A 23511-nucleotide genomic window follows, 5' to 3' on the forward strand; every position below is an offset into this window, starting at 1 on the left:
ATGCTCACCATGCGCCGCGTATCACGAACCTCTGCCCGAGTAACAGGAATTCGAGACTTTCTCCGGTTGCGTCGAAGGATCGTTATCCTTCCCGCACGGGTAGATCCGCCTTGGTGGAGGGGCGGACATCATAAGGCTGCGGGCGGGGCTATGGCGCACATCGTAGGAGTCCACGGAATCGGTCAGCAGTATTCCGGCGCGCATGCATTACATGGGACGTGGCAACCCGCTCTGGCCGACGGAATGGGGGCGGCAGTCGACTCCCTCTCCGGCTCCGCCGACTCGTTCTCCGGCGCGGCCGACGCGCGAGCCGCGATCAAGAAGCTGAGCCTGCGAGTCGCCTTCTACGGCGACCTCTTCCGGCCCGTGGGAGGGAAGGCCCTGGGTGATCCACCGTACGACGCGACCGATGTCGACGACACGGTCGAGGCCGAACTCCTGGACCTGCTGTGGCACGAGGTGGCACACCTGGAGGACCGCCCCACCGGCCATCCGACGAAAGCCAGGACCCCTCTGGTGGCACAGCGCGCACTGAGCCGACTGTGTTCCTCCCGTTTCTTCGCCGGTATCGCCGAGCGGGCACTGATCGCCGACCTGAAACAGGTGCGGGCATTTCTGTGCGACGCGGAAGTGAAAAGACGTGTACTGGACCGCGTCGCAGACTGCGTGGAGTCGAACACGCGTGTATTGATCGGTCATTCACTGGGTTCGGTCGTGGCGTACGAAGCGCTGTGCGCACATCCGGAATGGGCCGTGCACACCCTGGTCACCCTGGGTTCTCCCCTGGGAATTCCGCACGTGGTCTTCGATCGCCTCACTCCACGCCCGGAACAGGGGCGCGGGACGCCGCCTCCGTCGATTCGCCACTGGCTCAACGTCGCCGATCCCGGCGACCCGATCGCTCTGGAGAAGCGGCTCGCGCACAGGTTCGGCTCCGGTGTCCAGGACGAGCTGGTCCACAACGGCGCCAACGCGCACGACGCCACCCCGTATCTCACCGCGCGGGAAACCGGGCACGGCGTCCTGGCTGCTTGCCTTGGTTGAGCACGAGGACCTGTACCGGCGCTACATCGTGTCCGCGGGTACCGCTCACTACGATCACCTGGAACCGGGTGAGCAACTGCTGTCCGTGGCGCATGACGTCGCGTCGATGGCGTCACTGTTCTGCGAGCACCTCGGTTACCAGCGGATCCTTTCCGAACTGGGCGAGAGCCCATCGAGCGGCCGGCTCCGGGAGCTGCTCAGCAACTGGCTCGCCTCGTCCGAGCGCACCTCCTCCGACGTGCTCGTCTTCTACTACTCGGGACACGGATCCACCGGCCTCGACCGCCGCCACTATCTCCTCGCCCGTGACTCGAAGCCGTACAACCTGGTCGGGACGGCGGTGGCGACCGAGGACCTGGTACGGATGTTCGCCGGCAGCCCCGTGCGGCATGCGTTGATCATCCTGGACACGTGCTACGCGGGCGCGGGGGCCGAGGATCTGGTCGCGGCGATGCGGAGCATCAGCGGTACGCGGTACGCACAGGAGTCATCCGGATCGGGACTCTGGTACATCGCCGCGACGCGCCCCAAGGAAGAGGCCGTTCAGCACGCTTTCGCCCAGGCACTCACGCAAGCCGTCGCGGATCCGCGGAACGGACGCGTCCACCAGCCGTACCTCGATCCGAACGCCCTCGTCGGCTCCGTCAACGAGCGCCTGAGCCTCGACGGCAGGAGCCAGCGGGCACGGGGCTCCATGGGGGACAGCAGCGGCATCTCACCACTCCTGCCGAACCCGCGCCACCGCCCCGCGATTCCCGCCGGGATCGACATCGAGACACAGCGCGGACTTCTGGACCGTGAGGACCTGATCGGCCACTGGAGCCCAAGGGCCCGGGGAGTCGAGGTCGAGGGCCAGGCCGGCTGGTACTTCACCGGCCGGTCACGTGCCCTGCGCGAGCTTGTCTCCTGGCTGACCTCCGGTCAGGACGACGCCAGGATGAGGATCGTCACGGGTGGTCCCGGCTCTGGGAAGTCCGCGGTCCTCGCGCGGCTGCTCACTCTCTCCGACCCGCTGTACCGGGCCCGGATGCCACGCGATCAACTGCCCGACGACGACACCGCCCCGCCCGTCGGATGCGTCGACGTGGCCATCGTCGCCCGTGACAAGACCCTGTCCGACATCATCGCGGCGATCGCCGCCGACACGGGCCTGCCCGCGGCGGAGCCGGCCGTCTTCGTGGAGTCGCTGCTCGCCGGTGAACGCCCCGTCACCATCGTGCTGGATGCCCTGGACGAAGCCATCGCGCCCAAGTCCGTGGCACGCAGACTGCTCGCCCCGCTCGCCGCCGCCCACCAACCCGGCGTGCGTCTGATCGTCGGCACCCGCCGGGAGATCCTCCGTTCGCTCGGCAGTGGTCATGTCGCGATCGACCTGGATCTCCCGGAGTACCTGGAGTTCGCCGATCTCTCCGACTACGTCCTGAAGTCGCTGCTCGCCGCGGACGCCCCCGGAACGGTGACGCCCTACCAGGGGAAGCCCAGGCTGGCCCGGCAGGTGGCCGACGCGGTGGCCGTCAGGGCCAGACCCACGTTCCTGATCGCACGGATCGTCGCCCATTACCTGGCCTCGTCGGCCGAGCCCGTGGACGTGAACCGAAGAAACTGGCGGTCGCAGTTCCCCGCCACGGTCGGGGACGCGCTCGACGAGTACCTGGAAAGGTTCGGCGACAACGAACAGCGCGTACGTGATCTGCTCATGCCGCTGGCGTACGCGAGCGGGGCCGGACTTCCGTGGGAGGACCTGTGGGCGCCGGCCGCGAGCGCCATCTCGGGCGTCCCCTACACGGACACCGACATCCGGTGGCTGCTCGGCAGCGCGGGCGCCTACATCGCGGAAGGCGCGGAGGGCGGCCGATCGGTCTACCGGCTGTTCCACAACGCCCTCGCGGAGCACATGCGCGCGTCGACGCGCGGTCTCGACGCCGATCACAGGATCGCGCGGGTCCTCGTCGAGCGTGTGCCACGATCGGCCGGCATACCGGGCCCGGACTGGCGAATGGCTCATTTCCACACCAGGAACCACCTGGCCTCCTATGCAGCACGGGCAGGCAGGCTTGATGCTCTGATGAGGGATCCCCTGTTCCTCGTCGCTGCCGCGCCCGATCGCCTGGTGGAGGTGCTGTCCGCCGTGAGTGACGATGACGCCGTCCGCATCAGCCGTACCTTCCAGCTCGCGGCGCACCGCCTGTCCTCCGGTCGGTTCGCCGAGAACGCCGCCCTGCTGGAGCTGGCCGCTCGCTGTGACGGCGATCTGGTCCTGGCGGACGGGCTGGGACGACTGCCTCTCGGCCAACCGTGGCGGGCCCGGTGGGCACGGTGGGAACACAGTCACCACTACCGGCTGATCGGCCGTCATGACGGCGCGGTGTGGACACTCGCCATGACGGAGTTCGACGGGCAGCAGATCGTGGTCTCCGGCGGGGAGGACGGCTTGGTCCGGCGTTGGGACCTCGCCGGGGGAAGCCCTCTTGGAGAGCCGCTGTCCGGCCATGTCGGTGCGGTTCTGAGCGTGGCCTCGGCGACGGTCGAGGATCAGCCGGTGATCGTCTCCGCCGGGTACGACGGCACGGTCCGCCGGTGGGAGCTGGTGGACGGCATTCCCTTGGGCGAGCCCCTGACAGGCCACCAAGGACCGGTGAGATCGGTCGCCGTCGTCACCGAGGGAGGTCTCAGCGTTGCCGTCTCCGGGGGCGAGGACGGCACGGTCCGCCAGTGGGACCTGGTCCAAGGCAGGCCGCTGGGGCCGCCACTGGTGGGCCACCAGGGCCCGGTGCACAGCGTCGCCGTAGGGAAGGTCGGCGGCCGGATCGTCGCCGTCTCGGGCAGCGCGGACGGCACGGTCCGACGCTGGGACCTGACGTCCGGGACGGACTTCGGTGAACCCCTGACCGGGCATCAGGGGGCGGTACGGGCGGCCGCGATCACCCGGTCCGAGGGCCGCCCGGTCATCCTGTCCACCGGACACGACTGGTCGGTTCGGCACTGGGATCTCGCCGACGGTTCGGCACTGGGCGAACCGCAGACAGAGCACAACGCCCATGTGATGGCTCTCCACGCCGACCCGGACGAGCCAGGCCGGTTCGTCTCCGGCAGCTCCGACACCAACGCACGGCTGTGGTACGCCGATGGATCACCCGGCATGTCCTTCACCCACGACGGCACGGTGACCTCGGTTCTCCTCGGACGGATGGACGGTCGCCCGTGCCTCGTGACGGGCAGTGCCGATTCGACGATCCGGCAGTGGGAGCCGGAGGCAGCCGCAGCGGTCGACGCGCCCGCCGCCTGCCACGAGGGCGGTGTGTCGGCGATCGCCTGCGGACGGGCGGGAGGGCGCCCGGTCGCCCTGACCGCGGGAGCCGACCGCACCGTGCGGCGCTGGGAACTGACGACGGGTGAACCCGTCGGGGACAACGCTCCCGGTCATGACGACTGGGTCAACGAGATGACGTCCTACCAGAGCCGCGGCCGTTCGATCGTCCTCTCCGCAGGGGGTGACGGCGGTGTACGACGCTGGGACGCGGAGAGCGGCACTCTCATCGGGGAGCCGCTCCTGTTCGGCGAAGGCAGGTGGGTGAACACGGCCGTGGCCGGTGCCGTCGGCGAGGTCGACGTCGTCGTCGCCGGAGCGGACGACGGTGTGCTCCGCAGATGGGATCTGTGGACCGGCGCCGAGTGGGGTGACCCGATCGTCGCTCACACCGCCTCGATCACCACGGTGCGAACCGTGGTCGTCGGCGGAGAGTCGTTGATCGTTTCCGCCTCGTCCGACCGCACCCTGCGCTCCTGGAGGCTGGGGGACGGCCAACCGGTCGGCGCTCCGCTCGCGGCTCATGGGGCCGCCGTCTGGTCGTTGGCGACAGGTGAGCTGGGCGGCAGGACGATCGTCGTGTCCGGTGACGCGGCCGGCATGGTCGCCGGATGGGACCTGACCACCAGAGCGCGCATGGGCGAACCGTTCCGCGCACACGACTCGGAGGTGCTGTGCGTCGCGATCGGCCGGTGGGGCACGGCCGACTGTCTGGTCACGGCGAGCGACGACGGCCTGGTGAGGATCTGGCACGGCTGGGGACGCCTCAGGCATTCCATCCCGACGGGAAGTGGCGTCATGGCGATCCAGCCGACCTCGACCGGAGCCGTCGCGGTGGGCACCTGGCGGGGACTCCTGCTCCTCGCGCCAGGAGACCGGTACGCGTCCGCCGAGTCCGACCCCCTGAGGTGAGCACACCGGGACCGAACCCACCGGCCCACCGCCTTGCCGACGGCCTCAGAACAGCGCGCTGTACGCGTTGAGCGCGGGCTGCCCGCCCAGGTGGGCGTAGAGGACGGTGGAGTCGCTCCCGATCTCCCCGCGCCGGACCAGGTCGATCATCCCGGCCATCGACTTGCCCTCGTAGACGGGGTCGGTGACCATGCCCTCGGTCCGGGCGGCGAGCCGCATCGCCTCCAGGGTCGTCTCGTCCGGGATGCCGTACGTGCCCGCGTGGTAGCGCTCGTCCAGCTCGACGTCCGATTCCGTCAACTCCTCCTGTACGCCGATGAGCTGTCCGGTGCGGTGGGCGATGCGGGCGATCTGCTCCCGGGTGCGGACGGGCGCCGCCGACGCGTCGACACCGAGCACCCGGCGTCGCCGCCCGCCCGCCTCCTCCAGCGCACGGAACCCGGCGACCATGCCCGCCTGGGTGGAGCCGGTCACCGAGCACACCACGACCGTGTCGAAGAAGACGCCCGACTCCCGCTCCTGCTCGGCGACTTCGTACGCCCATCCGGCGAAGCCGAGACCGCCGAGCGGGTGGTCGGAGGCGCCGGCGGGGATGGCGTACGGCTTCCCGCCGCCCTCCTCGACCTCCCTGAGCGCCTGCTCCCAGCTCTCCTTGAACCCGATCCCGAAGCCGGCCTTCACCAGCCGTACGTCGGCTCCGGCGAGCCGGCTGATCAGGATGTTGCCGACCTTGTCGTACACGGCGTCCGGCCAGTCCACCCAACTCTCCTGTATCAGCACGCACTTGAGTCCGGCGCGGGCGGCACAGGCCGCGACCTGGCGGGTGTGGTTGGACTGCACCCCGCCGATCGAGACGAGCGTGTCGCAGCCCTTCGCGAGGGCGTCGGCGACCAGGTACTCCAGCTTGCGCGTCTTGTTCCCGCCGTACGCGATCCCGGAGTTGCAGTCCTCGCGCTTGGCCCAGAGAGAGGCACCGCCGAGATGCGCGGTCAGGCGCTCCAGGGGGTGCACGGGCGAGGGACCGAAGAGAAAGGGGTAACGGTCGTACGAGGAAAGGGACATGGGTCCTCCCGGGGTCGGGATCAGTCGTCGTCGGTCAGATCGACGAGGTCTGCGAGGCTCCGCCAGATCTCCGCGGTGACACGGACCGCCGCCTGAGCGTCACCGGCCGCGCAGGCCTCGATCAGCCGCTCGTGCAGTCCGGCCGAGCGGCAGGTGCTCTCGCCGAAGCGGCGGCGCTCCAGCCGGCGGATGAGCGGGGTGTAGCGGGCGATGGTGGCGGCCGCCGCGTGGTTGCCGGCGACCCGGACGACGACGTCGTGCAGGGCGTCGTCGGCGCTCAGGGCCCCGTCGACGTCACCCGCGCCGACGGCGGCGGCGAACCGTTCGTTGGCCGCGCGCATCGCCTGGACGTCAGCGGCGAAGAGGCGGGGCACGGCGACCCGGGTGGCCAGCTCGTGCATGGCGCCGACCACGGCCGCCGCGTCCCGTACGTCGGCGGTCACGACCGGGGTCACCCGGGTGTAGCTCTGCGGCTTGCTCTCCAGCAGCCCCTCGTCGACCAGCCGCGCGAAGGCCTCACGCACCGGCGCCCGGGACAGTCCGAGCCGCTCGGCGAGCTCGGCGTCGCGCACCACGGCGCCGGGTTCGAGCTCCCCGGCCACGATGGCGTCCCGGATGGCCTCGTAGGCGCGGTCCCTGAGGAGGGTGCGGGGAACTGGTCTGATGGCCTCCATGGACTGAAATGTTAGATATCAATGTCCTGGGTGCACAAGAGGGGGCCCGCACAGATGTACGAGCCCCCTGGTGGGGAGCGTCAGGCCGCCCACGGCCAGTCGCTGTCCCGCGCTCCTTCGAGCAGTGGAACCATCCGGAACGCCGCGTCGGACAGGCCGCCGAAGGTGTGCCTGTTCCCCTTCCCCGACGGGCCGTGGCCCGCCCGGTATCCGGCGAGGTTCCAGGTGTAGACCGGCACGTTCGCCGGGACCTGCTCGGTCGGGTCGCCGTGGTGGCTGAAGGCGTACTGCTCGTCGGTGACGATCAGCACCCGGTCGTGCTTCTTGTAGTGGCGGCGCACCGCCGCGGTGGTGTCGGTGCCGCCCAGGTCGCCGAAGCGCCCGAGGATCTTCAGCACGGACTCGCCCCGGCGGTACTTGATCTTGTTGCTGCCGGTGCCGAACTCGACGAGGTCCGCGTCCGCCGCCCGCAGCGCGAGCGCCGTACCGAAGATCGCCGCCGCGTCGGCCCGGTTGAGCTCCGAGCGGTCGGACAGCCGCGCCCACATCGAGCCCGACCGGTCGACCAGCACCAGCGTGCGGCCGGGCAGCGCGGGCACGTTGGCCAGCGAGTGGCCGAGCGCCTGCTCCAGCGGGTACGACCAGCGCAGCGACGGCGCGTGCTGGTACGCGGCGAGGTACCGGAAGGGGAACTGCCGGGAGCGCGCGACCTCCGCCGGGTCGCTGATCTTCGCCGCGACCTGGGCCGCGACCTCGTCGGAGACACCCGCCTGGTCGAGGTTCCGCAGGTTGCGGACCAACGCCATCGACCCCATGGAGGGCACGACCGCCTCCCAGGCCGCCTTGTCCATCGGCCCCTGCAGCCAGCCCGCCAGCGCCTCCCACGTCATCCCGGCCGCCGCGAGCCGCTCGGCAGCGTGGTCCGACAGGACGACCGCGCGACGCTCGTCGACCGGCAGCGCCATCAGCTCGCGGTGCGCGGTCAGGACCCGGTTCGAGGCGGGCGGTACGGCGGTGTCCGGGTTGTGCCGGCGGTCGAGGGCGTACTGGAACAGCTCGCCCTGCCATGGCTTGTCCGGGTCCGGGGCCGCGTGCACCAGGTTGAGGATGTCGCCGAAGCGGTAGCCCTTGGACGCGGTGTCGTACTTCAGCAGCGACTTGCCGTGGTACAGGCGGCGTACGGCGTCGGCGATGCCGCGCTTGACGGGCTTGGGGACGCTGCGGCCGTACGTCGCCGTCCAGTAGGCGAGCAGCTCGCCGGGCTCGTCGGGGCGCCGCAGTACGGACGCCACGACCTGGCGGTTGGCCGGGCCGTCGGTGGCGCCCGCGTCGAGACGTGCCTTCACGTACTCGGCGGCGCCCACGATCGAGGCCGTACGAAGGTTTCCCTCGCCGCGCAGCCAGCCGAGCAGACCGGCGGTCCAGGCCGGGTCCTCGACGGCGAGCCGGCGTACGAGCTTCGCGAACCGGTCGTCGCGGTCGGCGCCGGTCTCGTAGAAGGTCTGCTGCGAAACGAAGTTGGCGACCGACAGAAGGAAAAGCTCGGAGCGTGCGTCTCGCTCGCGGCCGCGGCCGCCCTCGTAGGTACGGAGCACACGGCCCGTGGAAGTGACCCGGGAAGTGGGCTGCGCCTTCGCGGCCTTGGTGTTGAATCGCGCCATGGTGAATTCCCCCGAATTCTTTGCTGTTTCGGAGGAAGGCGCAGCAAAAGGAGGGTGCCCGAGGTCAGGGGCCGGCGACGGGCTAACGCCTGGCGCGTCTTCCATTTTCGCCACATCGACCCTGGGTCGATGACGGGATTCGAACCCGCACCAATTTCTTGACCAGGTCCCTGAAGTATCCGCTGCCTGCGCACCGGGCACCCACCATGTGCTGCGCCTCCCGAGATCGGATCGGCGGCGGCACTGATTCACTTTGCAAGGGAAGTAGCCGCAGCCTGCGCACCGGGAGGTGCGATGAAGTTGTGGTGTCCAGAGATCGAAGTCGGCGGAACCGACGTAGGTGCTCTGACCCCTGAGCTACACCGGCCTGTTGTACCGGTGGCGGGACTCGAACCCGCGGCCGCCCCATTATCAGTGGAAGTAGGTCCTGCCTTCGCACCTGGACGTGCATAACTTTAGGAGGACGGCCGCGGGTCGAGCGAGCGAATTAAATTCAGGGAGAGCGTCAGCCGCTCTTCTGCCGCTTCCAGGGCCCCGTGATCGCCAGCATGATGCCCGGCGTCTGGATGTTGGCGTACAGCGTCCGGCCGTCGGGCGAGAAGGTGACGCCCGTGAACTCGCTGTATTCCGGGTCGTCCTCGGTGCCGATGTTGAGTTCGTTGCGGGCGATGGGGTAGGTGCGGCCGCTGTCGGTGGCGCCGAACAGGTGCTGGATGCCCTCGCCGTCCTCGGCTATGACGAGGCCGCCGTAGGGGGAGACGGTGATGTTGTCGGGGCCGTCGAAGGCGCCGTCCTTGGAGGGGTCGGGGTTCACGCCGAGCAGGACCTTCAGGGTCAGGGTGCGGCGCTTGGGGTCGTAGAACCAGACGGCGCCGTCGTGCTGGACGGGGCTCTCGTCACGGGCGTAGGAGGAGACGATGTAGGTGCCGCCGTCGCCCCACCACATGCCCTCCAGCTTGCGGGCGCGGGTGACCTGGCCGTCGGTGAACTGCTTGCGGACGGGCACCGACTTGGCGTCGCGGTCCGGGACGTCGATCCAGTCGACGCCGTAGACCGTGCCGATCTTCGTGGCGCGGGAGAGGTCGTCGACGAACGTGCCGCCGGAGTCGAAGCACTTGAAGGCCTGGAGGACGCCGGCGTTGTCGGCGAGGGTGCGCAGCTTGCCGCGGCCGTGGCGGAAGCCCGCCGGCGGGGTCCAGCGGAAGAGCAGGCCGTTGGGGCCGGAGGCGTCCTCGGTGAGGTAGGCGTGGCCGCGCTTGGGGTCGATGACGACCGCCTCGTGGGCGTACCGGCCGAACGCCTTGACGGGCTTGGGGTCGCGGTTGGCGCGGCGGTCCGCGGGGTCCACCTCGAAGATGTAGCCGTGGTCCTTGGTCATGCCGTTCTGGCCGGCCTTGTCCTCGGTCTCCTCGCCGGTGAGCCAGGTGCCCCAGGGGGTGGTGCCGCCCGCGCAGTTGGTGGAGGTGCCGGCGATGCCGACCCACTCGGCGACGCGTCCGTCGGGGCGGACCTCGACGACCGTGCAGCCGCCGGACGCGGTCGGGTCGTAGACGAGGCCCTCGGTGAGCGGCACCGGGTGGGGCCAGTCGGCGCGCGGGCCCTTGAGCTCGTGGTTGTTGACGAGGAGGGTGGTGCCGCGCGGGCCGTCGAAGGTTGCTGTGCCGTCATGGTTGGACGGGGTGGACTCGCCCGACTCCAGCTTGGTCTTCCCGCTGTAGGTGATGACGCGGTACTTGAACCCGGCGGGCAGCGCGAGCAGGCCCTTGGGGTCGGGGAGCAGCGGTCCGTAGCCGACTCCGCCGTGCGCGGCCGCCGATTCCGCTCCGGTGTTCTCGGCCTCCGGGGAGGTCTCCGTGGACGCGAGGGCGCCTGGCGCGGTGGCGAGGGCGCCGACGCTGCCCGCCAGCGCGACACCGGCACCGGTGATCGCGGAGTTTCTGGTGAAGTCCCTGCGGGTGAGCGACATGGTGTCTCCTGTGACGGTGGGCGTTCCGTGGAGGGTGGCGGTCCTCGGTCCGCGCCACAGTCCCGCCCGCGCCTGAACGGCGGTTGAACACCGGGCGACGCCATGGGACCCGCTTCCATGAATCCGTACGGCTCGCCCCACCAGAACCAAAAGAGCACCGCACCGAAGAACCAAGCCCGACCCCGACCCGGAAACCCGGCTGAGCCGGGACGTCGCCCCGGAAAGCCGCCTCGACCCGGGCCCTCACCTCGAAGCAGACCTCGCCCCGGGAGCCCCAGCTCACCCGGACCTCCGACTCGGCCCCAGCCCTTGCCCCCGAAACGCAACCCACATCAGCCCGGCCCGGAAGCCGCCTCAGCCCCAGACCCCGATCCCGGAACCCGCCTCAGCCCAGGCCAAGACCAGGCAACCGCCTCGACTCAGCCCTCCCCCGCCCGCGTCCTCAACCCCCTTGCTGCGACCGCGCCTTGAAGGCCGCCTTTCGTGCTTCCTTCGCGATCCGCTTGTCCGGGTGGAGTCGTCCCATCGCCTCCAGGACGTCCGCTGCCGCCGGGTGGTCGACCCGCCAGGCCGCCGTGAAGAAGCCGCTGTGCTGCTGGGCCAGGCCTTCCACGAGTTCTCGCAGCTCGTCGGAGTTGCCCTCGGCCGCCAGTTGCGCGGCGACCGTGTCGACGGTCAGCCAGAAGACCAGGTCCTCGGAGGGCGCGGGCACGTCCGGGGCGCCCCGCTCGGTGAGCCAGACCCGGGCCAGGCCGCCCAGTTCGGGGTCGTCCAGCACTTCCCGCAGGGCCGGTTCGGCCTCGTCCCCGACCAGGGACAGCGCCTGCTGGCAGCGCAGCCGGCGCAGCGGAGCGCCGGCGTCCAGGCCCCGCGCCGCCGCCAGCAGCTCCCGTGCCGCGGCGAGGGAGTCACGGCGGGTGAGCCACCGCTCGGTCTCGGCGTGGGCCGCCGCGGGCGGGAAGGTCGCCGTGCCGTCGAGCAGCGCGTCGGCCCCCTTGTCCGCGAGGTCGCCGACCGCGGGCGCCTCGAACCCTGCCTCCTGGAGCCGGGCCCGCAGTCCGTACCGGCCGAGCGGGGTCAGCCGGACCATGCCGTAGCGGGAGACGTCGGTGTCGTCGACGGGGGACGCGGGCTCGTCCTCGGTGTCCGCCATCAGCGCCTCGTCGACCGGCTGGTACTCGACCAGTCCGACCGGCCCCAGCAGCCGGAACTGGTCGTCCAGCCGCATCATCGCGTCGGACACCTGCTCCAGCACGTCGTTGGTGGGCTCCCCCATGTCGCTGGGCACGATCATCGAGGCGGCCAGCGCGGGCAGCGGCACAGGGCTCTCGCCCGGTCCGTCCTCGGTGACGGTGAGCAGGTAGAGGTTCCCGAGCACGCCGTTCAGGAACTCCGACTCGGCCTCCGGGTCCCACTCCAGGGAGGAGAGGTCGACCTCGCCGCCGGAGCCCATCGCGTCGACCAGGTCGTCCAGGTCCGGCACGCTCGCGTCGGCCAGTACCGTCTCCAGCGCGCCCAGCCACACCGCGAGCACGTCGTGCGGGGAGCCCGCGGTCAGCAGGGTCAGGTCCTCGCCGGCCGCGACGGTGCCCGCCTCCTCGTCGACGACCTCGACCAGTCCGGTGTCGACGGCGATCCGCCAGGCCTCGCTCGCGTGCGCCGCGGCCTCGTCGCCGGTCAGCCCGAGCAGCTCGGCAGCCGCCGGGAGCTGTTCGTCGACGAGTCCGCCCCCGGCGTCGACGCGGGTGTCCGGGCCGGCCCAGCGGGCGAGGCGCGCGGCACGTGACAGCAGGGGCGTGGACAGCGCGTCCCGCGCCAGCTCCGCTTCGGGGTGCAGCCGCACCGGCGGCAAGGGGGAGCTGTCTGACATGGGTTGGTTCTCCTAGGGACGCGTCCTACCACTCAACCGCTCAGCCTAGACGGATATCCACCCATGCCGCCCGGTTCATCTGCCGGTCCGCTGGAGTACATGGCCGGATCCTTGACAACTGGCCGGACCACGCAGGAGATTGACGCGCGTAGAAATCAACTGGACATCTGTTCACTGTATTTTCTACGCGCGTCGCGACCGCCGCACAGGTCGCTCCCGCCGTTCCACGCACCACCCTCGTCCCGGCGCCCATGTACGTCCCCGGAGGGATCCCGTTGCCGAGCAAATCTTCCGCGCGTCTCGCCGCGCTCACCGTCGCCGCCGTCTGTTCCGCGGCGTCCACCGTCGTCCTCACCTCGCCCGCGCACGCGGACTCCGTGCGCGTCCACGACATCCAGGGCAGTACCCGGATATCGCCGTACGCCGGACAGCAGGTCACGGATGTGACCGGAATCGTCACCGGCGTGCGGACGTACGGTTCGTCCAGAGGCTTCTGGATCCAGGATCCGAACCCGGACGCGAACCCGGCCACCAGTGAGGGCGTCTTCGTCTTCACCGGTTCCGCGCCGAAGGTCGCGGTCGGCGACGCGGTGACCGTCTCCGGCACGGTCTCGGAGTACGTCCCGGGCGGCACCGCCACCGGCAACCAGGCGCTGACCGAGATCACCAAGCCGACGGTCACCGTCGTTTCCAGCGGCAACGCGGTCCCGGCGGCCACCGTCATCACCGCGAGGTCCGTGCCGAGCGCCTACGCGCCGGCCGGTGACACCGCCGCGAGCGGCTCGGTCAACGGTCTGACGCTGCGGCCGTCGACGTACGCCCTGGACTACTACGAGTCCCTGGAGGGCATGAACGTCCAGGTCACCGACGCCCGCGTAGTCGGCGCCACCGACCCGTACAGCGAGCTGTGGGTCACCGTGAAGCCGCGCGAGAACAGCGACCGCCGGGGCGGCACGGTCTACGGCTCCTACGACTCCCAGAACACCGGCCGGCTGCAGATCCAGTCGCTGGGCGCGACGGCCGACTTCCCGGTCGCGAACGTCGGCGACAGCCTCAGCGGCACCACCGCGGGCCCGCTGGACTACAACCAGTTCGGCGGCTACACCCTGGTCGCGGGCCGGATCGGCGCGCTCCACAGCGCCGGGCTGAAGCGCGAGACCACCGAGAAGCAGAAGAAGGGCGAGCTGGCGGTCGCGACGTACAACGTCGAGAACCTCGACCCGGGCGACGCCACCTTCGAGGAGCACGCCGCCGCGATCGTGCACAACCTGCAGTCGCCCGACATCGTGTCCCTGGAGGAGATCCAGGACGACAACGGCGCGACGAACGACGGCACGGTCGCCGCCGGCCAGACGGTCACGAAGCTGATCGACGCGATCGCCGCGGCGGGCGGCCCGACGTACGACTGGCGCTCCATCGACCCGGCGGACAACGCGGACGGCGGCGAGCCGGGCGGCAACATCCGCCAGGTGTTCCTGTTCAACCCGCAGCGGGTGTCGTTCACGGACCGTGCGGGCGGCGACGCCACGACCGCCGTCGGTGTCACCAAGGAGCACGGCAAGGCCGCGCTGACCGTCTCCCCGGGCCGGATCGACCCGACGGACACCGCCTGGGCCAACAGCCGCAAGCCGCTGGCCGGCGAGTTCGTCTTCCGCGGCCGGACGGTCATCGTGATCGCCAACCACTTCAACTCCAAGGGCGGCGACCAAGGTCTGACCGCGCAGTACCAGCCGCCGGCGCGCAGCTCGGAGACGCAGCGCCACCAGCAGGCGGCCCTGGTGAACGGGTTCGTCAAGGACATCCTGGCCACGCAGAAGAACGCGGACGTCATCGCCCTCGGCGACATCAACGACTTCGAGTTCTCCGGCACCGCCAAGATCCTGGAGGACGGCGGAGCGCTCTGGTCGGCGGTCAAGTCGCTGCCGAAGAGCGAGCGTTACTCGTACGTCTACCAGGGCAACACCCAGGTCCTCGACCAGATCCTGGTCAGCCCGTCGATCCGGCGTGACTGCGACTTCGAGTACGACAGCGTGCACGTCAACGCGGAGTTCAACGACCAGATCAGCGACCACGACCCGCAGGTGCTGCGGTTCCAGCCGTGACCCTCCGGCTCAGGGCTGGCTGAACACCCCGTTCAGCCAGCCCTTCCAGGCGGTCTCGACCGCCTGCGCGTCCGCGCCGGGCGCGAAGTCGTGGACGCTGATCCCGACCGGGTAGCCCCAGTGGTTGCGCCCGAAGACGCGCAGCAGCGTGTCTTCGGTGCGCAGCCCGATGAAGTACGGGTCGCGGAAGTCCAGTACGGCGTCGAGGACTTGACCCTCGGGGCCGCGGGCCCGGATCCGCGCGCCCTCGGCCGTGTCGTCCGCGAGGCCCAGGGCCCGGCCGACGGCGGCGAGGGCGTCGGCGCCCTTGGAGGTGTCGGGTCCGTCGAACGTGGTGAAGGCGACCGGGCGGCCGTCGAAGTGCGTCAGGTACTGGCGCAGGGTGTGCAGATAGAAGTCGGTGTGCCGGCCCGCCGCGTCGTACTGGTTGTCCCAGTCGTCGACGAAGATGCCGCTGTGCACGTACCGCACCCAGGCGCGGCGGCCTTCGTCGCGCGGTTCGATCGTGTAGTCGAGCTGGTTGAGGGTCTGTTCGGAGATGCTCTCGACGTCCTCGACACGGTTGGTGTACCGGTGCGGAGGGTCCCAGGCGGTGACCGTGGACCCGAAGGGTCCCTGGCCGCCCTCGCGCGGCTCGGGGGCCTCCATCGGCCACAGCCAGCCGCCGGTGCCGGCGGTGACGGCCTCCCACACCTGCTCGGGTGAGGCGTCGACCTCGAACTCGCGGGCGATCTCGAATTCCTTGGACATGGCGGGCTCCTGCTTAGTGTGCGTCGAGTTCCGGGGTGGTGTGGTCCTTGACCGTGGGATGGAGGGCCACGACGATCCGGTGGTCCCGGCCGCCCTCGGCGTCCGGGGCGTCGTACTTGCGGATCAGGGCGCTCACACCGGCCGTCAGTTCCTGGACGAACGCGGCCCGGTCGGCGGCCGAGGCGAAACGGACCTCGCCGTCCAGCGCGTACGTCGCCAGCCGCTTGCGGGCCTTGGCCGCGCCGGTGATCAGCGCACCGACGTCCCGCACCAGCCGGGCGCCGAGAGCGAGCATCCAGCGCGCGGAGAGCTGGTCACGGAAGCGGTCCGGGTCCGGCTGCACGGCGGCGAGCGCGAGCGGCGAGATGACGTACGACGCGGCGGTCGCGCGCATCAGCCGCTCGGTGACGTTGCCCTTGCGGCGTTCGCCGTCCAGCTCGACCAGGCCGTGCCGCTCCAGCGTCTTGAGGTGGTAGTTCACCTTCTGCCGGGGCAGTCCGACCTGGCCGGCCAGCATGGCGGCCGACGCGGGGCCGGCCGTCAGCTCGGCGAGCAGCCGGGCCCTTATGGGGTCCAGGGAGGCGGCTGCGGCCTCAGGGTCCTCGATCACGGTCACGTCCAACATGGGTCCACCGTCTCACCGAAAACTTTTCTTGTCCAGACGGTTCTGATGTTCGGTGAGTCTCTCGATACGGCCCGCCCGGCGCCGTCAGTCCGGCACCAGCCCGAGGGCGTGGTCGTACCGGCTGACCGTGCTGCTCTTCACTCCCGGCCAGGCCCGCACGCGCTGCCACGCGGCCGTGGCCGAGCCGACCCCGTCGCCGGGCGCGGCGAGCGCGTCGATGTGGGCCTGGGCGGTCTCCCACTCGGCGTAGTTCAGGACCCTGGTGCCGTCGGTGCTGACGTGGAAGTGGGCGGAGATGCCGCCCGGGTGCGGGTTCGGCTCGCTCTCCAGCGCCTCGAAGACGGCGTCGACCCAGGCTCGCTGCCGATCGGGGTCGGGCCCCTCGAACTCGATGTCGACGATCACGACGCAGCCCGGCACCTTGGCGGGGCGGTCCTCCCGGACGCCGCTGCGGTAGCGCCGGTACCGGTCGAGCCGCACTCGCTCGATTCCCGGCACCATGGTGTCGATCTCGTCGACCCGCTCCTGGCGGTGGGTCCTCACGAAGGCCTCGTACGCCTGCTCGCTCCGCCACTGCGAGTGGTGCAGCAGGGTGGTCCCGTCGTGCCCGGTGTAGATGTGGTAGCCGAGAAGGTCCGGGGTGGGCCAGGGCCGGCGCGTCCAGGTGCGCGCGATGGCGTCGACCGTCTGCCGCTGACGCTCGGGTGTGCCGACCCGCCAGGTACTGAAGAAGGGGGCGCCGGTGCGGGGGTCGGTGAGGTCGGGGTGGCTGTCGGTACGGCGGGTCATGGTGGGCTCCGTCGAACGGTGGGAGTCGGTTGGGATGTGCGGGATCCGGTACGGGATTTCCTGCGCGACGCGCTACTGGAATCGGCACCGGATGCGTGCGCCAACCACTCTTCAACCTCAACCATGATTCAGGTCAAGTGACACCTTCGGGCGGCGGAATCGGGGGCCGGACCAAGGCCCGCCGAGAAGCGGCACGGACAAAGGCGCCGGCGTCACCCCTCAGGGCAACACCGGCGCCTTGCCGCTGTGCGCCTCAACACCCCTGACGGCGCCGCCGCAGCACCCCCACCGCGACGATCGCGCCCGCCACGGCCGCCACCCCGGCGACCAGCACCGGCCGCGGATGGCGGCGGCCCGCCTCGACCGCGTTGCGGACCGGAACGGGAAGGTTGTCTTCCGCGGTGTGGGCCCGGTGCTGAAGGCCTTGCTCCACGGCGTGGGCCTTCTCCTGGACCGTGTGGCCGGTCTGCGCCGCCGTGCTGCGCAGCTGGACCGTCATCGCGCCGGCCTTGTCACGCAGGTCGGCGGCCCTGGCCCGAGCACGGCCCTTGACGTCGACCTTCCCCGCCAGTTCCTCGACCGTGTCGCCGAGTTCACCACGGGTCCGCTCGATCTGGCGGCGCAGTTCGTCGGGCCCCTTGGCGCCGACCTGCTGCTCCGGCTCGTCGCCCGACTCGTGATCGTGCGCCGACTTGTCCTTGTCCGTCATCGGTGCGCCCTTTCCTTGATCTCCTCCACGTCGGCCTTCACGCTGCCGATGGCCTCCTCGGGCGTGGGCGGTGCGGCGCGTTTCAGCTGGGCGCGGCCGGTGGCCGCGAGCAGGGCCGCGAGGGCGAACAGCACGCCGGTCACTATCAGTGCCGCGGCCCACACGGGCAGCACCAGCGAGAGCGCGGCGGCGCCCGTGGCGGCCAGGGCGAGCAGACCGGCGTAGCCGACGGCGCCCGCGGCACCGAGCAGCCCGCCGCCGCGTCCCGCGCGTCGGCCCTTCTCGGCCAGTTCCTCCTTGGCGAGTGCCACTTCCTGTCGTACGAGCCGGGAGAGCTGTTCGGTGGCCTGTCCGACGAGCTCTCCCACCGAGTGGTGTTCGTCGTGTGTCGGCCTGGGGGCTATGGTCCCGGTCACGGTTCCGCCTCCTCTCGGTATCGGAACCTCCGGGTACCCTGGCCTGCCCTGCCTTACCCCTGCGTCACTGCCCCGCTACCGCTGCGGTCCGGCGCCGGAACCGCGCTCGCCCAGCCGGGCCAGCTGTGCCTGGAACCAGTCGAGTCGCGCCTGCAACAGGGCGGCCTCCGCGGCGAGTTCGGGCACACCGAGCCCTTCGGCCGCGCCGAGGCCTGCCGAAGGGCTCGGGGGCGTGCCCGTGCCGGCCACCACGCGCAGGCCGTCTCCGGCCAGCCGGGCGAAGGCGGCGAGTGAGACCGACGTACGGCCGCGCAGGCAGCCCACGCAGGAGGGGGCGAGCGCCGACCGGCCCGGGCGGCCCCAGCCGGCGTCGGCCAGGGCGGACGCGACCGCGCCGCAGAGGCAGGGGCCGACGGTCGCCGTACGGACGCGCTGCCGGGCGTAGCGGTAGCCGCGCTCGAAGCGGAAGTAGCGGCCGAGCACGGACACCTCCAGCAGCACGGCCGTGCGGTGCTCGGCCGTGCACAGCAGTGCCTCGGCCCCCGTGCGGTCGTGCACGCAGTGGAAGCCGCAGTCGCAGCGGCGGTGCGGCGCCCGGTGCCGCAGTCCGTAGACGCAGGACGCGTCGGCCACGACCGGGTACGGCAGCGCGCCGCCGAGCGACACACCGGTGAAACCGGCCCGGGTGCCGTCCTGGGACAGCACCGGGTGGGCGATCTTGTATCCGGTCGGCGGCTCCGTCGGGCGTTCCTCGGGGAGCCGCAGCCTCATCGGGCGGCCGGAGCCTCTTCGGGTGCCTTCGGTTCCGTGATCTCCTCGGGGAGTTCGAGCTCCTCCTCGTGGACCTGAGGCCGCTCTTCCGCGACTCCGGTGGCGAGTGCCTTGCCGAGCTTCATGACGCCTCCCATGACCAGGGGTCGATGACCGTCCTGGCCATGGTGACCCATGAGGGGCCGACTTGCACATAGGGCCTGCCGCCCGCGCGACGACCGGCAACGCATCAGTATCCCTTACCTGTATCTCGTAGAAAAATTAAGTGGAGCTTCACTGTCGGTGCGCCGAGACTACCCGCATGACCACACCTCGGCCCTTCGGCCGCACCCTCTGCGCCATGATCACTCCCTTCACCGAGGCCGGCGCGCTCGACCTCGACGGCGCGCAGTGGCTCGCCGAGCGGCTGGTGGCGGACGGCTGCGACGGGCTGGTGCTGTCCGGCACCACGGGCGAGTCGCCGACCACGTCGGACGCGGAGAAGGCCGCCCTGATCACGGCCGTTCGCGAGGCCGTCGGTGGTCGGGCCTCGATCGTGGCGGGTGTGGGCACGTTCGACACCCTGCACACCGTCGAGCTGTCCCTGGCGGCCGAGAAGGCGGGCGCGGACGCCCTGTTGGTGGTCAGCCCGTACTACAGCAGGCCCCCGCAGGACGCGTTGGAGGCCCACTTCCGGGAGATCGCGGACGCCTCCGGGCTGCCGCTCGTCCTGTACGACATCCCGGACCGCACCGGCACCCGCATCGAGCCCGAGACCGTGCTCCGCCTCGCCGAACACCCCGGGATCGTCGCGGTCAAGGACTGCTCGCACGACTTCCTCGGCGCCCAGAAGGTGCTCTCCCGCACCGAGTTGGCGTACTACGCGGGCTGCGACGAGCACAACCTCGCCCTGTACGCGGTCGGCGGCGCGGGATACGTGAGCACCGTCGCGAACGTGGCCCCACGCCAACTCCGGGCGGTTCTGGACGCGTTCGACGCGGGCGACACGGCCGCAGCGGCCCGCCTCCAGCAACGCGCCATCCCTCTCATCGAGTTGATGATGTCCTCGGGTCTGCCCGGCACGGTCACCGTCAAGGCGCTGCTCGCCGAACTCGGCCTGCCCGCCGGCCCGGTGCGGGCACCGCTCAGGCCCGCCGACCGCGAGGCGGTCGACGGGCTGCTGGCGGCGTACGAATCGCTCACCGCGGGTTGATCAGCGGCGCGCGAAGACGGGCTCCCACTCCAGCCCGCCGGTGTTGTCGCCCTGCTCACTGACGCCGCTCAGCGGTACGACCTTGTCGCTGCCGATCGTGACCAGCACCAACTGGGGCCGGTACGACTCCTCCAGGCTCGTGACCCGCTCCCAGCCGATGAGCCGCTTGTCGTCGACCCAGGCGAGCAGCTGGCCGCTGCGAACCTTGGTGATCTCCTTGTTCGTCAGGGGATCACGGATCGAGGAGTACGACTTGCCGGGGGAGCCGGCGACCTCCTTCTCCAGGCCGAGTGCGGCCAGCCTGCCGTTCGGGGACAGTCGCGCGTCGACGTCCGACCGCAGGTAGCGTTCGTTCGCGGGCGCGGCGACCTTCTTGCCCTTGAGGTCGTAGAACTGCTGCAGACCGTCTGCGCGGCCGATGATCTGCGAGTACACCCGGTCGCCTGCCCGGCTGAAAGCGAAGTCCTTGCGGCCGAGGATGTCGCGATCGCGTGCGACCGGGCTCCAGGAGCCCTGGCCGGAGGCCACGTCGAGGACGTAGAAGCCGGACCGGATCGCGTCGCGGTACACGGACACCCACCCTGTCTCGCCGCCGGCCTCGTCGCGCCGATCGGGGTTCTCGTTGTACGTCGTCGCGACGAGCCTGGTGCCGTCGCGCGAGAACGCGAGCCCGCCCACTCCGTGCTCGACCTGGATCCACCGATCGACCTCCCCCGTCGCGAGGTCGAGCAGGCCGATCCGGTCGGCGGGCAGGTTCTGCTCCAGCACGGCGGCGGTCTTCAGGCCGGGGGCGACGGCGACGAAGGACCACCGGGGATCCTTCTCGTACGTCCCGGTCTTCGGGTCGAGCAGCCAGTAGGTGCGCACCGAGGTGCCGCTCTTGCTGCCGGACGTGTAGTGGGTCTTCGCCGTGTAGTACGCGGCCAGCACGGCGTCGCCGGCCCCGATCAGGTCGCGCGGCGGCGACTGGTCCGGGTGCGCGCTGTCCCCGCCCCGCTGGACGATTCCGGCGGGGCGTACGTCGTCCTTGCCGGAGTCCAGCAGCGGCACTCCCACGGCGACGGCGACCACGGCGGCGGTGGCCGTGGCCACGGCCACGAAGCCGCGGGTCCGCCTGCGCCGGCGGACCGCCAGCACCCGGTCGGCGAACCCCGCCCTCGCCGGGGCCTGTTCGTCGGCCTGCTCCCGCAGGGCCTCACGCACGAGTTCCTCGACGTTCATGGACGCACCTCCACGGGCGAGAAGTCAGGGGACGGCTGCCGCGCGGTGTCCGGCGGACCCGGGGCGGCCAGTTCGGGCGCGAGGGTGCGCAGCCGGGCGAGGGAGCGATGGGTGGTGGAGCGGACGGTGCCGACCGAGCAGCCAAGGAGCCGGGCCACATCGGCCTCGGGCAGGTCCTCGAAGTAGCGCAGCACCAGCACGGTCCGCTGTCGTGCGGTGAGCCGGGACAGCGCCTCACGCATCACGACGCGCAGGTCGGCCGCGGCCGCCGCGTCCAAGGCGCCCGCGCCCTCGGGCGGCTCCGCGACGGTGACCTCCCGTCCGCGCCACTTCAGCCGCCAGCGGCTGACCTGCTGGCGGTAGAGGATCCGTCGTACGTACGCCTCGGGCTCGTCGATCCGCTGCCACTTGCCGGCCGCCTTGACCAGCGCGCTCTGCAGCAGATCCTCACCGGCGTGCCGGTCTCCCCCGCACAGCAGCACCGCCGTCTTCAGCAGCGCCGACGACCTGTTGTCCACGAACTCCCGGAAACTCTCCAGCTCCGCGGCATCCATCGTCACCTTCTCTTCCCCGGCGGTACCTGCGCCCCGCCCCTGTGCTCCTTGTGACGCGCGCGGCGGCCCGCTGCTATGCCACCCCGGAAGAAATTCTCGGACAGCGACGGAATGAGAGAAGCCGGGGCCCGTACCGCTGGTGTGTGCGGTACGGGCCCCGGCCTCACCGTCGGGGGGCTGCGGTCAGCGGGATCAGTTGTGGCTGTGCAGGATGTCGTTCAGGCCGCCCCAGACCGCGTTGTTCGGGCGGCCCTCGACCGTGCCGGTGACCGAGTTGCGGCGGAACAGGATGTTGGAGGCGCCGGACAGCTCACGGGCCTTGACGATCTGCCCGTCGGGCATGGTCACGCGCGTCCCGGCGGTGACGTACAGCCCGGCCTCGACGACACACTCGTCACCGAGCGCGATACCGACGCCCGCCTCGGCGCCGATCAGGCAGCGCTCGCCGATGGTGATACGGACGTTGCCGCCGCCGGACAGGGTGCCCATGGTGGAGGCGCCGCCGCCGATGTCGGACCCGTCGCCGACCACGACGCCCGCGGAGATACGCCCCTCGACCATCGATGTGCCGAGGGTGCCCGCGTTGAAGTTGACGAAGCCCTCGTGCATCACGGTGGTGCCCTCGGCGAGGTGCGCGCCGAGCCGTACGCGGTCCGCGTCGGCGATCCGGACGCCCTTGGGGGCGACGTAGTCCGTCATCCGCGGGAACTTGTCGACGGACGTCACCTGGAGGTGCAGTCCCTCGGCGCGGGCGTTCAGCCGCGCCTTCTCGACGTCGTCGACGGCGACCGGGCCGAGCGAGGTCCAGGCGACATTGGCGAGGAAGCCGAACATGCCGTCCAGGCTCTGCCCGTGCGGCTGGACCAGCCGGTGCGAGAGGAGATGAAGCCGCAGGTAGACGTCATGGGCGTCGATCGGCTTGGCGTCGAGGGAGGAGATGACCGTACGGACCGCGACCACTTCGACGTGCCGGCGGGCATCCGGTCCGACCGCCTTCGCGGCACCCTCACCGAGCAGCTCGACGGCCCGCTCGGCGGACAGCCGCTCCGTGCCGGACGGGCCGGCCTCGGCGGTGAGTTCGGGCGCCGGGAACCAGGTGTCGAGAACAGTGCCGTCGGCGGCGACGGTGGCAAGCCCGGCGGCAACGGCGCCGGTGGTACGGGGAGCAGTCGTGTCGGTCATGAGGGAAACCTAACCGGCGGGGGCCTACGGAGGCGAACCCGCGAACGGTGCGTCTCAGGTACCGGGCGGAAGCCCCCGGGGAGGGGCACTTCGGCAGCCCCCGGGAAGGCGCACTCCGGGACCGCCCGGGGAGGGGTCGCGCCACGGCCGCCCGGGGAGGGGTCGCTTCCGGGCCGCCCGGGAAGGGGTCGCGCCACGGCCGCCCGGGGAGGGGTCGCTTCCGGGCCGACCGGGAAGGGGTCGCGCCACGGCCGCCCGGGGACAGGAGTCGCTTCCGGGCCGACCGGGAAGGGGTCGCGCCACGGCCGCCCGGGAGGGGTCGTACGTGCCGCCCGGGCCCGGCCCCGGGCGGGCACCGGCAGGGGCCCGGGGACGGAGCCGTCGGCGAGGCGGTCGCCGACACCCGGCGCCGCGTCTCCACCCCCCTGTCGGGCGCGAAGCCGGCCCTGGTCGCCGGGCTGCGTGCCGGATCCGGTGAGGGACATCGCGGCCGCCGGCGTTCCGCGCGGCGGGCGCGAGGCGTCTCGAAGCGGCTCACGCTGGTCGTCGACCAAGAGCGGGTCGTGCGGGACGTGCGGTATCGGTATCCGGTGCGGGACATCGCGGCGAGCGTGACGGCCAGGCCTACGACGGTCACCCGTCCCGACGGCCGGTCCTGACCCACCCGCGGCGCCCCCCCTGGCGCCCGCCTCCCCCCGGAGACC

At 71.2% G+C, this 23511-nt stretch carries 19 protein-coding genes; 4 read left to right on the top strand and 15 right to left on the bottom strand.

Features of this window, described 5'->3' with window-relative positions:
* Positions 1-243 precede the first annotated feature (243 nt).
* Entirely contained in the window at positions 244-1044 is an 801-nt protein-coding gene (locus AB0H86_RS40715) for a hypothetical protein (RefSeq protein ID WP_362450705.1), read from the top strand.
* On the top strand, positions 1037-5263 hold the full coding sequence (locus AB0H86_RS40720) for a caspase family protein (protein ID WP_362450707.1): 4227 nt from the start codon (positions 1037-1039) through the stop codon (positions 5261-5263). The genes AB0H86_RS40715 and AB0H86_RS40720 overlap by 8 nt, the downstream gene beginning before the upstream one ends.
* Before the next feature lie 45 nt (positions 5264-5308).
* On the opposite strand, the gene AB0H86_RS40725 is transcribed toward AB0H86_RS40720, so the two are convergent.
* The 5 genes from AB0H86_RS40725 to AB0H86_RS40745 all read right to left on the bottom strand — a co-directional run bounded on the left by AB0H86_RS40725 (position 5309) and on the right by AB0H86_RS40745 (position 12496).
* Positions 5309-6325 carry a 1-aminocyclopropane-1-carboxylate deaminase gene (locus tag AB0H86_RS40725; RefSeq protein WP_362450709.1) on the bottom strand — a complete coding sequence of 339 codons (1017 nt, stop codon included), beginning with the start codon at positions 6323-6325 and terminating at the stop codon, positions 5309-5311.
* A gap of 20 nt (positions 6326-6345) precedes the next feature.
* Complete coding sequence (locus AB0H86_RS40730; RefSeq protein WP_362450711.1) at positions 6346-6999, bottom strand: GntR family transcriptional regulator; 654 nt, start codon at positions 6997-6999, stop codon at positions 6346-6348.
* An 80-nt stretch (positions 7000-7079) separates the two neighbouring features.
* Complete coding sequence (locus tag AB0H86_RS40735) at positions 7080-8660, bottom strand: TROVE domain-containing protein (RefSeq protein ID WP_362450714.1); 1581 nt, start codon at positions 8658-8660, stop codon at positions 7080-7082.
* A gap of 505 nt (positions 8661-9165) precedes the next feature.
* Entirely contained in the window at positions 9166-10626 is a 1461-nt protein-coding gene (locus AB0H86_RS40740) for an alkaline phosphatase PhoX (RefSeq protein ID WP_362450716.1), read from the bottom strand.
* A gap of 442 nt (positions 10627-11068) precedes the next feature.
* Entirely contained in the window at positions 11069-12496 is a 1428-nt protein-coding gene (locus tag AB0H86_RS40745; protein ID WP_362450718.1) for a hypothetical protein, read from the bottom strand.
* A gap of 275 nt (positions 12497-12771) precedes the next feature.
* On the opposite strand from AB0H86_RS40745, the gene AB0H86_RS40750 reads away from it, so the two are divergent.
* Positions 12772-14598, top strand: coding sequence for an endonuclease/exonuclease/phosphatase family protein (locus AB0H86_RS40750; protein ID WP_362450720.1), 1827 nt, complete (start codon positions 12772-12774; stop codon positions 14596-14598).
* A 9-nt stretch (positions 14599-14607) separates the two neighbouring features.
* On the opposite strand, the gene AB0H86_RS40755 is transcribed toward AB0H86_RS40750, so the two are convergent.
* The 7 genes from AB0H86_RS40755 to AB0H86_RS40785 all read right to left on the bottom strand — a co-directional run bounded on the left by AB0H86_RS40755 (position 14608) and on the right by AB0H86_RS40785 (position 18783).
* Positions 14608-15348: an SRPBCC domain-containing protein gene (locus AB0H86_RS40755; protein WP_362450722.1), complete on the bottom strand. Its 741-nt coding sequence runs from the start codon at positions 15346-15348 to the stop codon at positions 14608-14610.
* A 13-nt stretch (positions 15349-15361) separates the two neighbouring features.
* Entirely contained in the window at positions 15362-15973 is a 612-nt protein-coding gene (locus AB0H86_RS40760; RefSeq protein WP_362450725.1) for a helix-turn-helix domain-containing protein, read from the bottom strand.
* An 84-nt stretch (positions 15974-16057) separates the two neighbouring features.
* Positions 16058-16762, bottom strand: coding sequence for an antibiotic biosynthesis monooxygenase (locus AB0H86_RS40765; RefSeq protein ID WP_362450727.1), 705 nt, complete (start codon positions 16760-16762; stop codon positions 16058-16060).
* A gap of 253 nt (positions 16763-17015) precedes the next feature.
* Positions 17016-17471, bottom strand: a complete 456-nt coding sequence (locus AB0H86_RS40770; RefSeq protein WP_362450730.1) for a DUF3618 domain-containing protein — start codon at positions 17469-17471, stop codon at positions 17016-17018.
* The gene (locus AB0H86_RS40775; protein WP_362450733.1) at positions 17468-17887 is read right to left on the bottom strand and encodes a phage holin family protein; all 420 of its coding nucleotides are present in this window, start codon (positions 17885-17887) and stop codon (positions 17468-17470) included. The genes AB0H86_RS40770 and AB0H86_RS40775 overlap by 4 nt, the downstream gene beginning before the upstream one ends.
* Before the next feature lie 75 nt (positions 17888-17962).
* Positions 17963-18658: a hypothetical protein gene (locus AB0H86_RS40780; protein WP_362450735.1), complete on the bottom strand. Its 696-nt coding sequence runs from the start codon at positions 18656-18658 to the stop codon at positions 17963-17965.
* Positions 18655-18783 carry a hypothetical protein gene (locus AB0H86_RS40785; RefSeq protein ID WP_362450738.1) on the bottom strand — a complete coding sequence of 43 codons (129 nt, stop codon included), beginning with the start codon at positions 18781-18783 and terminating at the stop codon, positions 18655-18657. The genes AB0H86_RS40780 and AB0H86_RS40785 overlap by 4 nt, the downstream gene beginning before the upstream one ends.
* Positions 18784-18959: 176 nt before the next feature.
* On the opposite strand from AB0H86_RS40785, the gene dapA reads away from it, so the two are divergent.
* Positions 18960-19850, top strand: coding sequence for a 4-hydroxy-tetrahydrodipicolinate synthase (gene dapA, locus AB0H86_RS40790; RefSeq protein ID WP_362450740.1), 891 nt, complete (start codon positions 18960-18962; stop codon positions 19848-19850).
* Here the strand turns inward: dapA and AB0H86_RS40795 are convergent, their stop codons facing one another.
* From AB0H86_RS40795 to dapD, 3 genes are all read right to left on the bottom strand, one after another.
* A complete protein-coding gene (locus AB0H86_RS40795) occupies positions 19851-21071 on the bottom strand; it encodes a WD40 repeat domain-containing protein (protein ID WP_362450743.1) in 1221 nt (406 codons plus the stop codon).
* The gene (locus AB0H86_RS40800; RefSeq protein ID WP_362450813.1) at positions 21068-21625 is read right to left on the bottom strand and encodes a SigE family RNA polymerase sigma factor; all 558 of its coding nucleotides are present in this window, start codon (positions 21623-21625) and stop codon (positions 21068-21070) included. The genes AB0H86_RS40795 and AB0H86_RS40800 overlap by 4 nt, the downstream gene beginning before the upstream one ends.
* 192 nt (positions 21626-21817) lie before the next feature.
* Entirely contained in the window at positions 21818-22807 is a 990-nt protein-coding gene (gene dapD / locus AB0H86_RS40805; RefSeq protein ID WP_362450746.1) for a 2,3,4,5-tetrahydropyridine-2,6-dicarboxylate N-succinyltransferase, read from the bottom strand.
* Positions 22808-23511: the final 704 nt, after the last annotated feature.

The sequence above is a fragment of the Streptomyces sp. NPDC050997 genome, from assembly GCF_040660135.1.
In the GTDB taxonomy this organism is placed as follows: domain Bacteria; phylum Actinomycetota; class Actinomycetes; order Streptomycetales; family Streptomycetaceae; genus Streptomyces.

Excerpts from the sequence above, each read along its gene's own strand:
- AB0H86_RS40715 (WP_362450705.1), top strand. The coding sequence starts at position 244 with ATGGGGGCGGCAGTCGACTCCCTCTCCGGCTCCGCCGACTCGTTCTCC.
- AB0H86_RS40725 (WP_362450709.1), bottom strand. The coding sequence starts at position 6,325 with ATGTCCCTTTCCTCGTACGACCGTTACCCCTTTCTCTTCGGTCCCTCG.
- AB0H86_RS40730 (WP_362450711.1), bottom strand. The coding sequence starts at position 6,999 with ATGGAGGCCATCAGACCAGTTCCCCGCACCCTCCTCAGGGACCGCGCC.
- AB0H86_RS40735 (WP_362450714.1), bottom strand. The coding sequence starts at position 8,660 with ATGGCGCGATTCAACACCAAGGCCGCGAAGGCGCAGCCCACTTCCCGG.
- AB0H86_RS40740 (WP_362450716.1), bottom strand. The coding sequence starts at position 10,626 with ATGTCGCTCACCCGCAGGGACTTCACCAGAAACTCCGCGATCACCGGT.
- AB0H86_RS40745 (WP_362450718.1), bottom strand. The coding sequence starts at position 12,496 with ATGTCAGACAGCTCCCCCTTGCCGCCGGTGCGGCTGCACCCCGAAGCG.
- AB0H86_RS40755 (WP_362450722.1), bottom strand. The coding sequence starts at position 15,348 with ATGTCCAAGGAATTCGAGATCGCCCGCGAGTTCGAGGTCGACGCCTCA.
- AB0H86_RS40760 (WP_362450725.1), bottom strand. The coding sequence starts at position 15,973 with ATGTTGGACGTGACCGTGATCGAGGACCCTGAGGCCGCAGCCGCCTCC.
- AB0H86_RS40765 (WP_362450727.1), bottom strand. The coding sequence starts at position 16,762 with ATGACCCGCCGTACCGACAGCCACCCCGACCTCACCGACCCCCGCACC.
- AB0H86_RS40770 (WP_362450730.1), bottom strand. The coding sequence starts at position 17,471 with ATGACGGACAAGGACAAGTCGGCGCACGATCACGAGTCGGGCGACGAG.
- AB0H86_RS40780 (WP_362450735.1), bottom strand. The coding sequence starts at position 18,658 with ATGAGGCTGCGGCTCCCCGAGGAACGCCCGACGGAGCCGCCGACCGGA.
- AB0H86_RS40785 (WP_362450738.1), bottom strand. The coding sequence starts at position 18,783 with ATGAAGCTCGGCAAGGCACTCGCCACCGGAGTCGCGGAAGAGCGGCCT.
- dapA (WP_362450740.1), top strand. The coding sequence starts at position 18,960 with ATGACCACACCTCGGCCCTTCGGCCGCACCCTCTGCGCCATGATCACT.
- AB0H86_RS40795 (WP_362450743.1), bottom strand. The coding sequence starts at position 21,071 with ATGAACGTCGAGGAACTCGTGCGTGAGGCCCTGCGGGAGCAGGCCGAC.
- AB0H86_RS40800 (WP_362450813.1), bottom strand. The coding sequence starts at position 21,625 with ATGGATGCCGCGGAGCTGGAGAGTTTCCGGGAGTTCGTGGACAACAGG.
- dapD (WP_362450746.1), bottom strand. The coding sequence starts at position 22,807 with ATGACCGACACGACTGCTCCCCGTACCACCGGCGCCGTTGCCGCCGGG.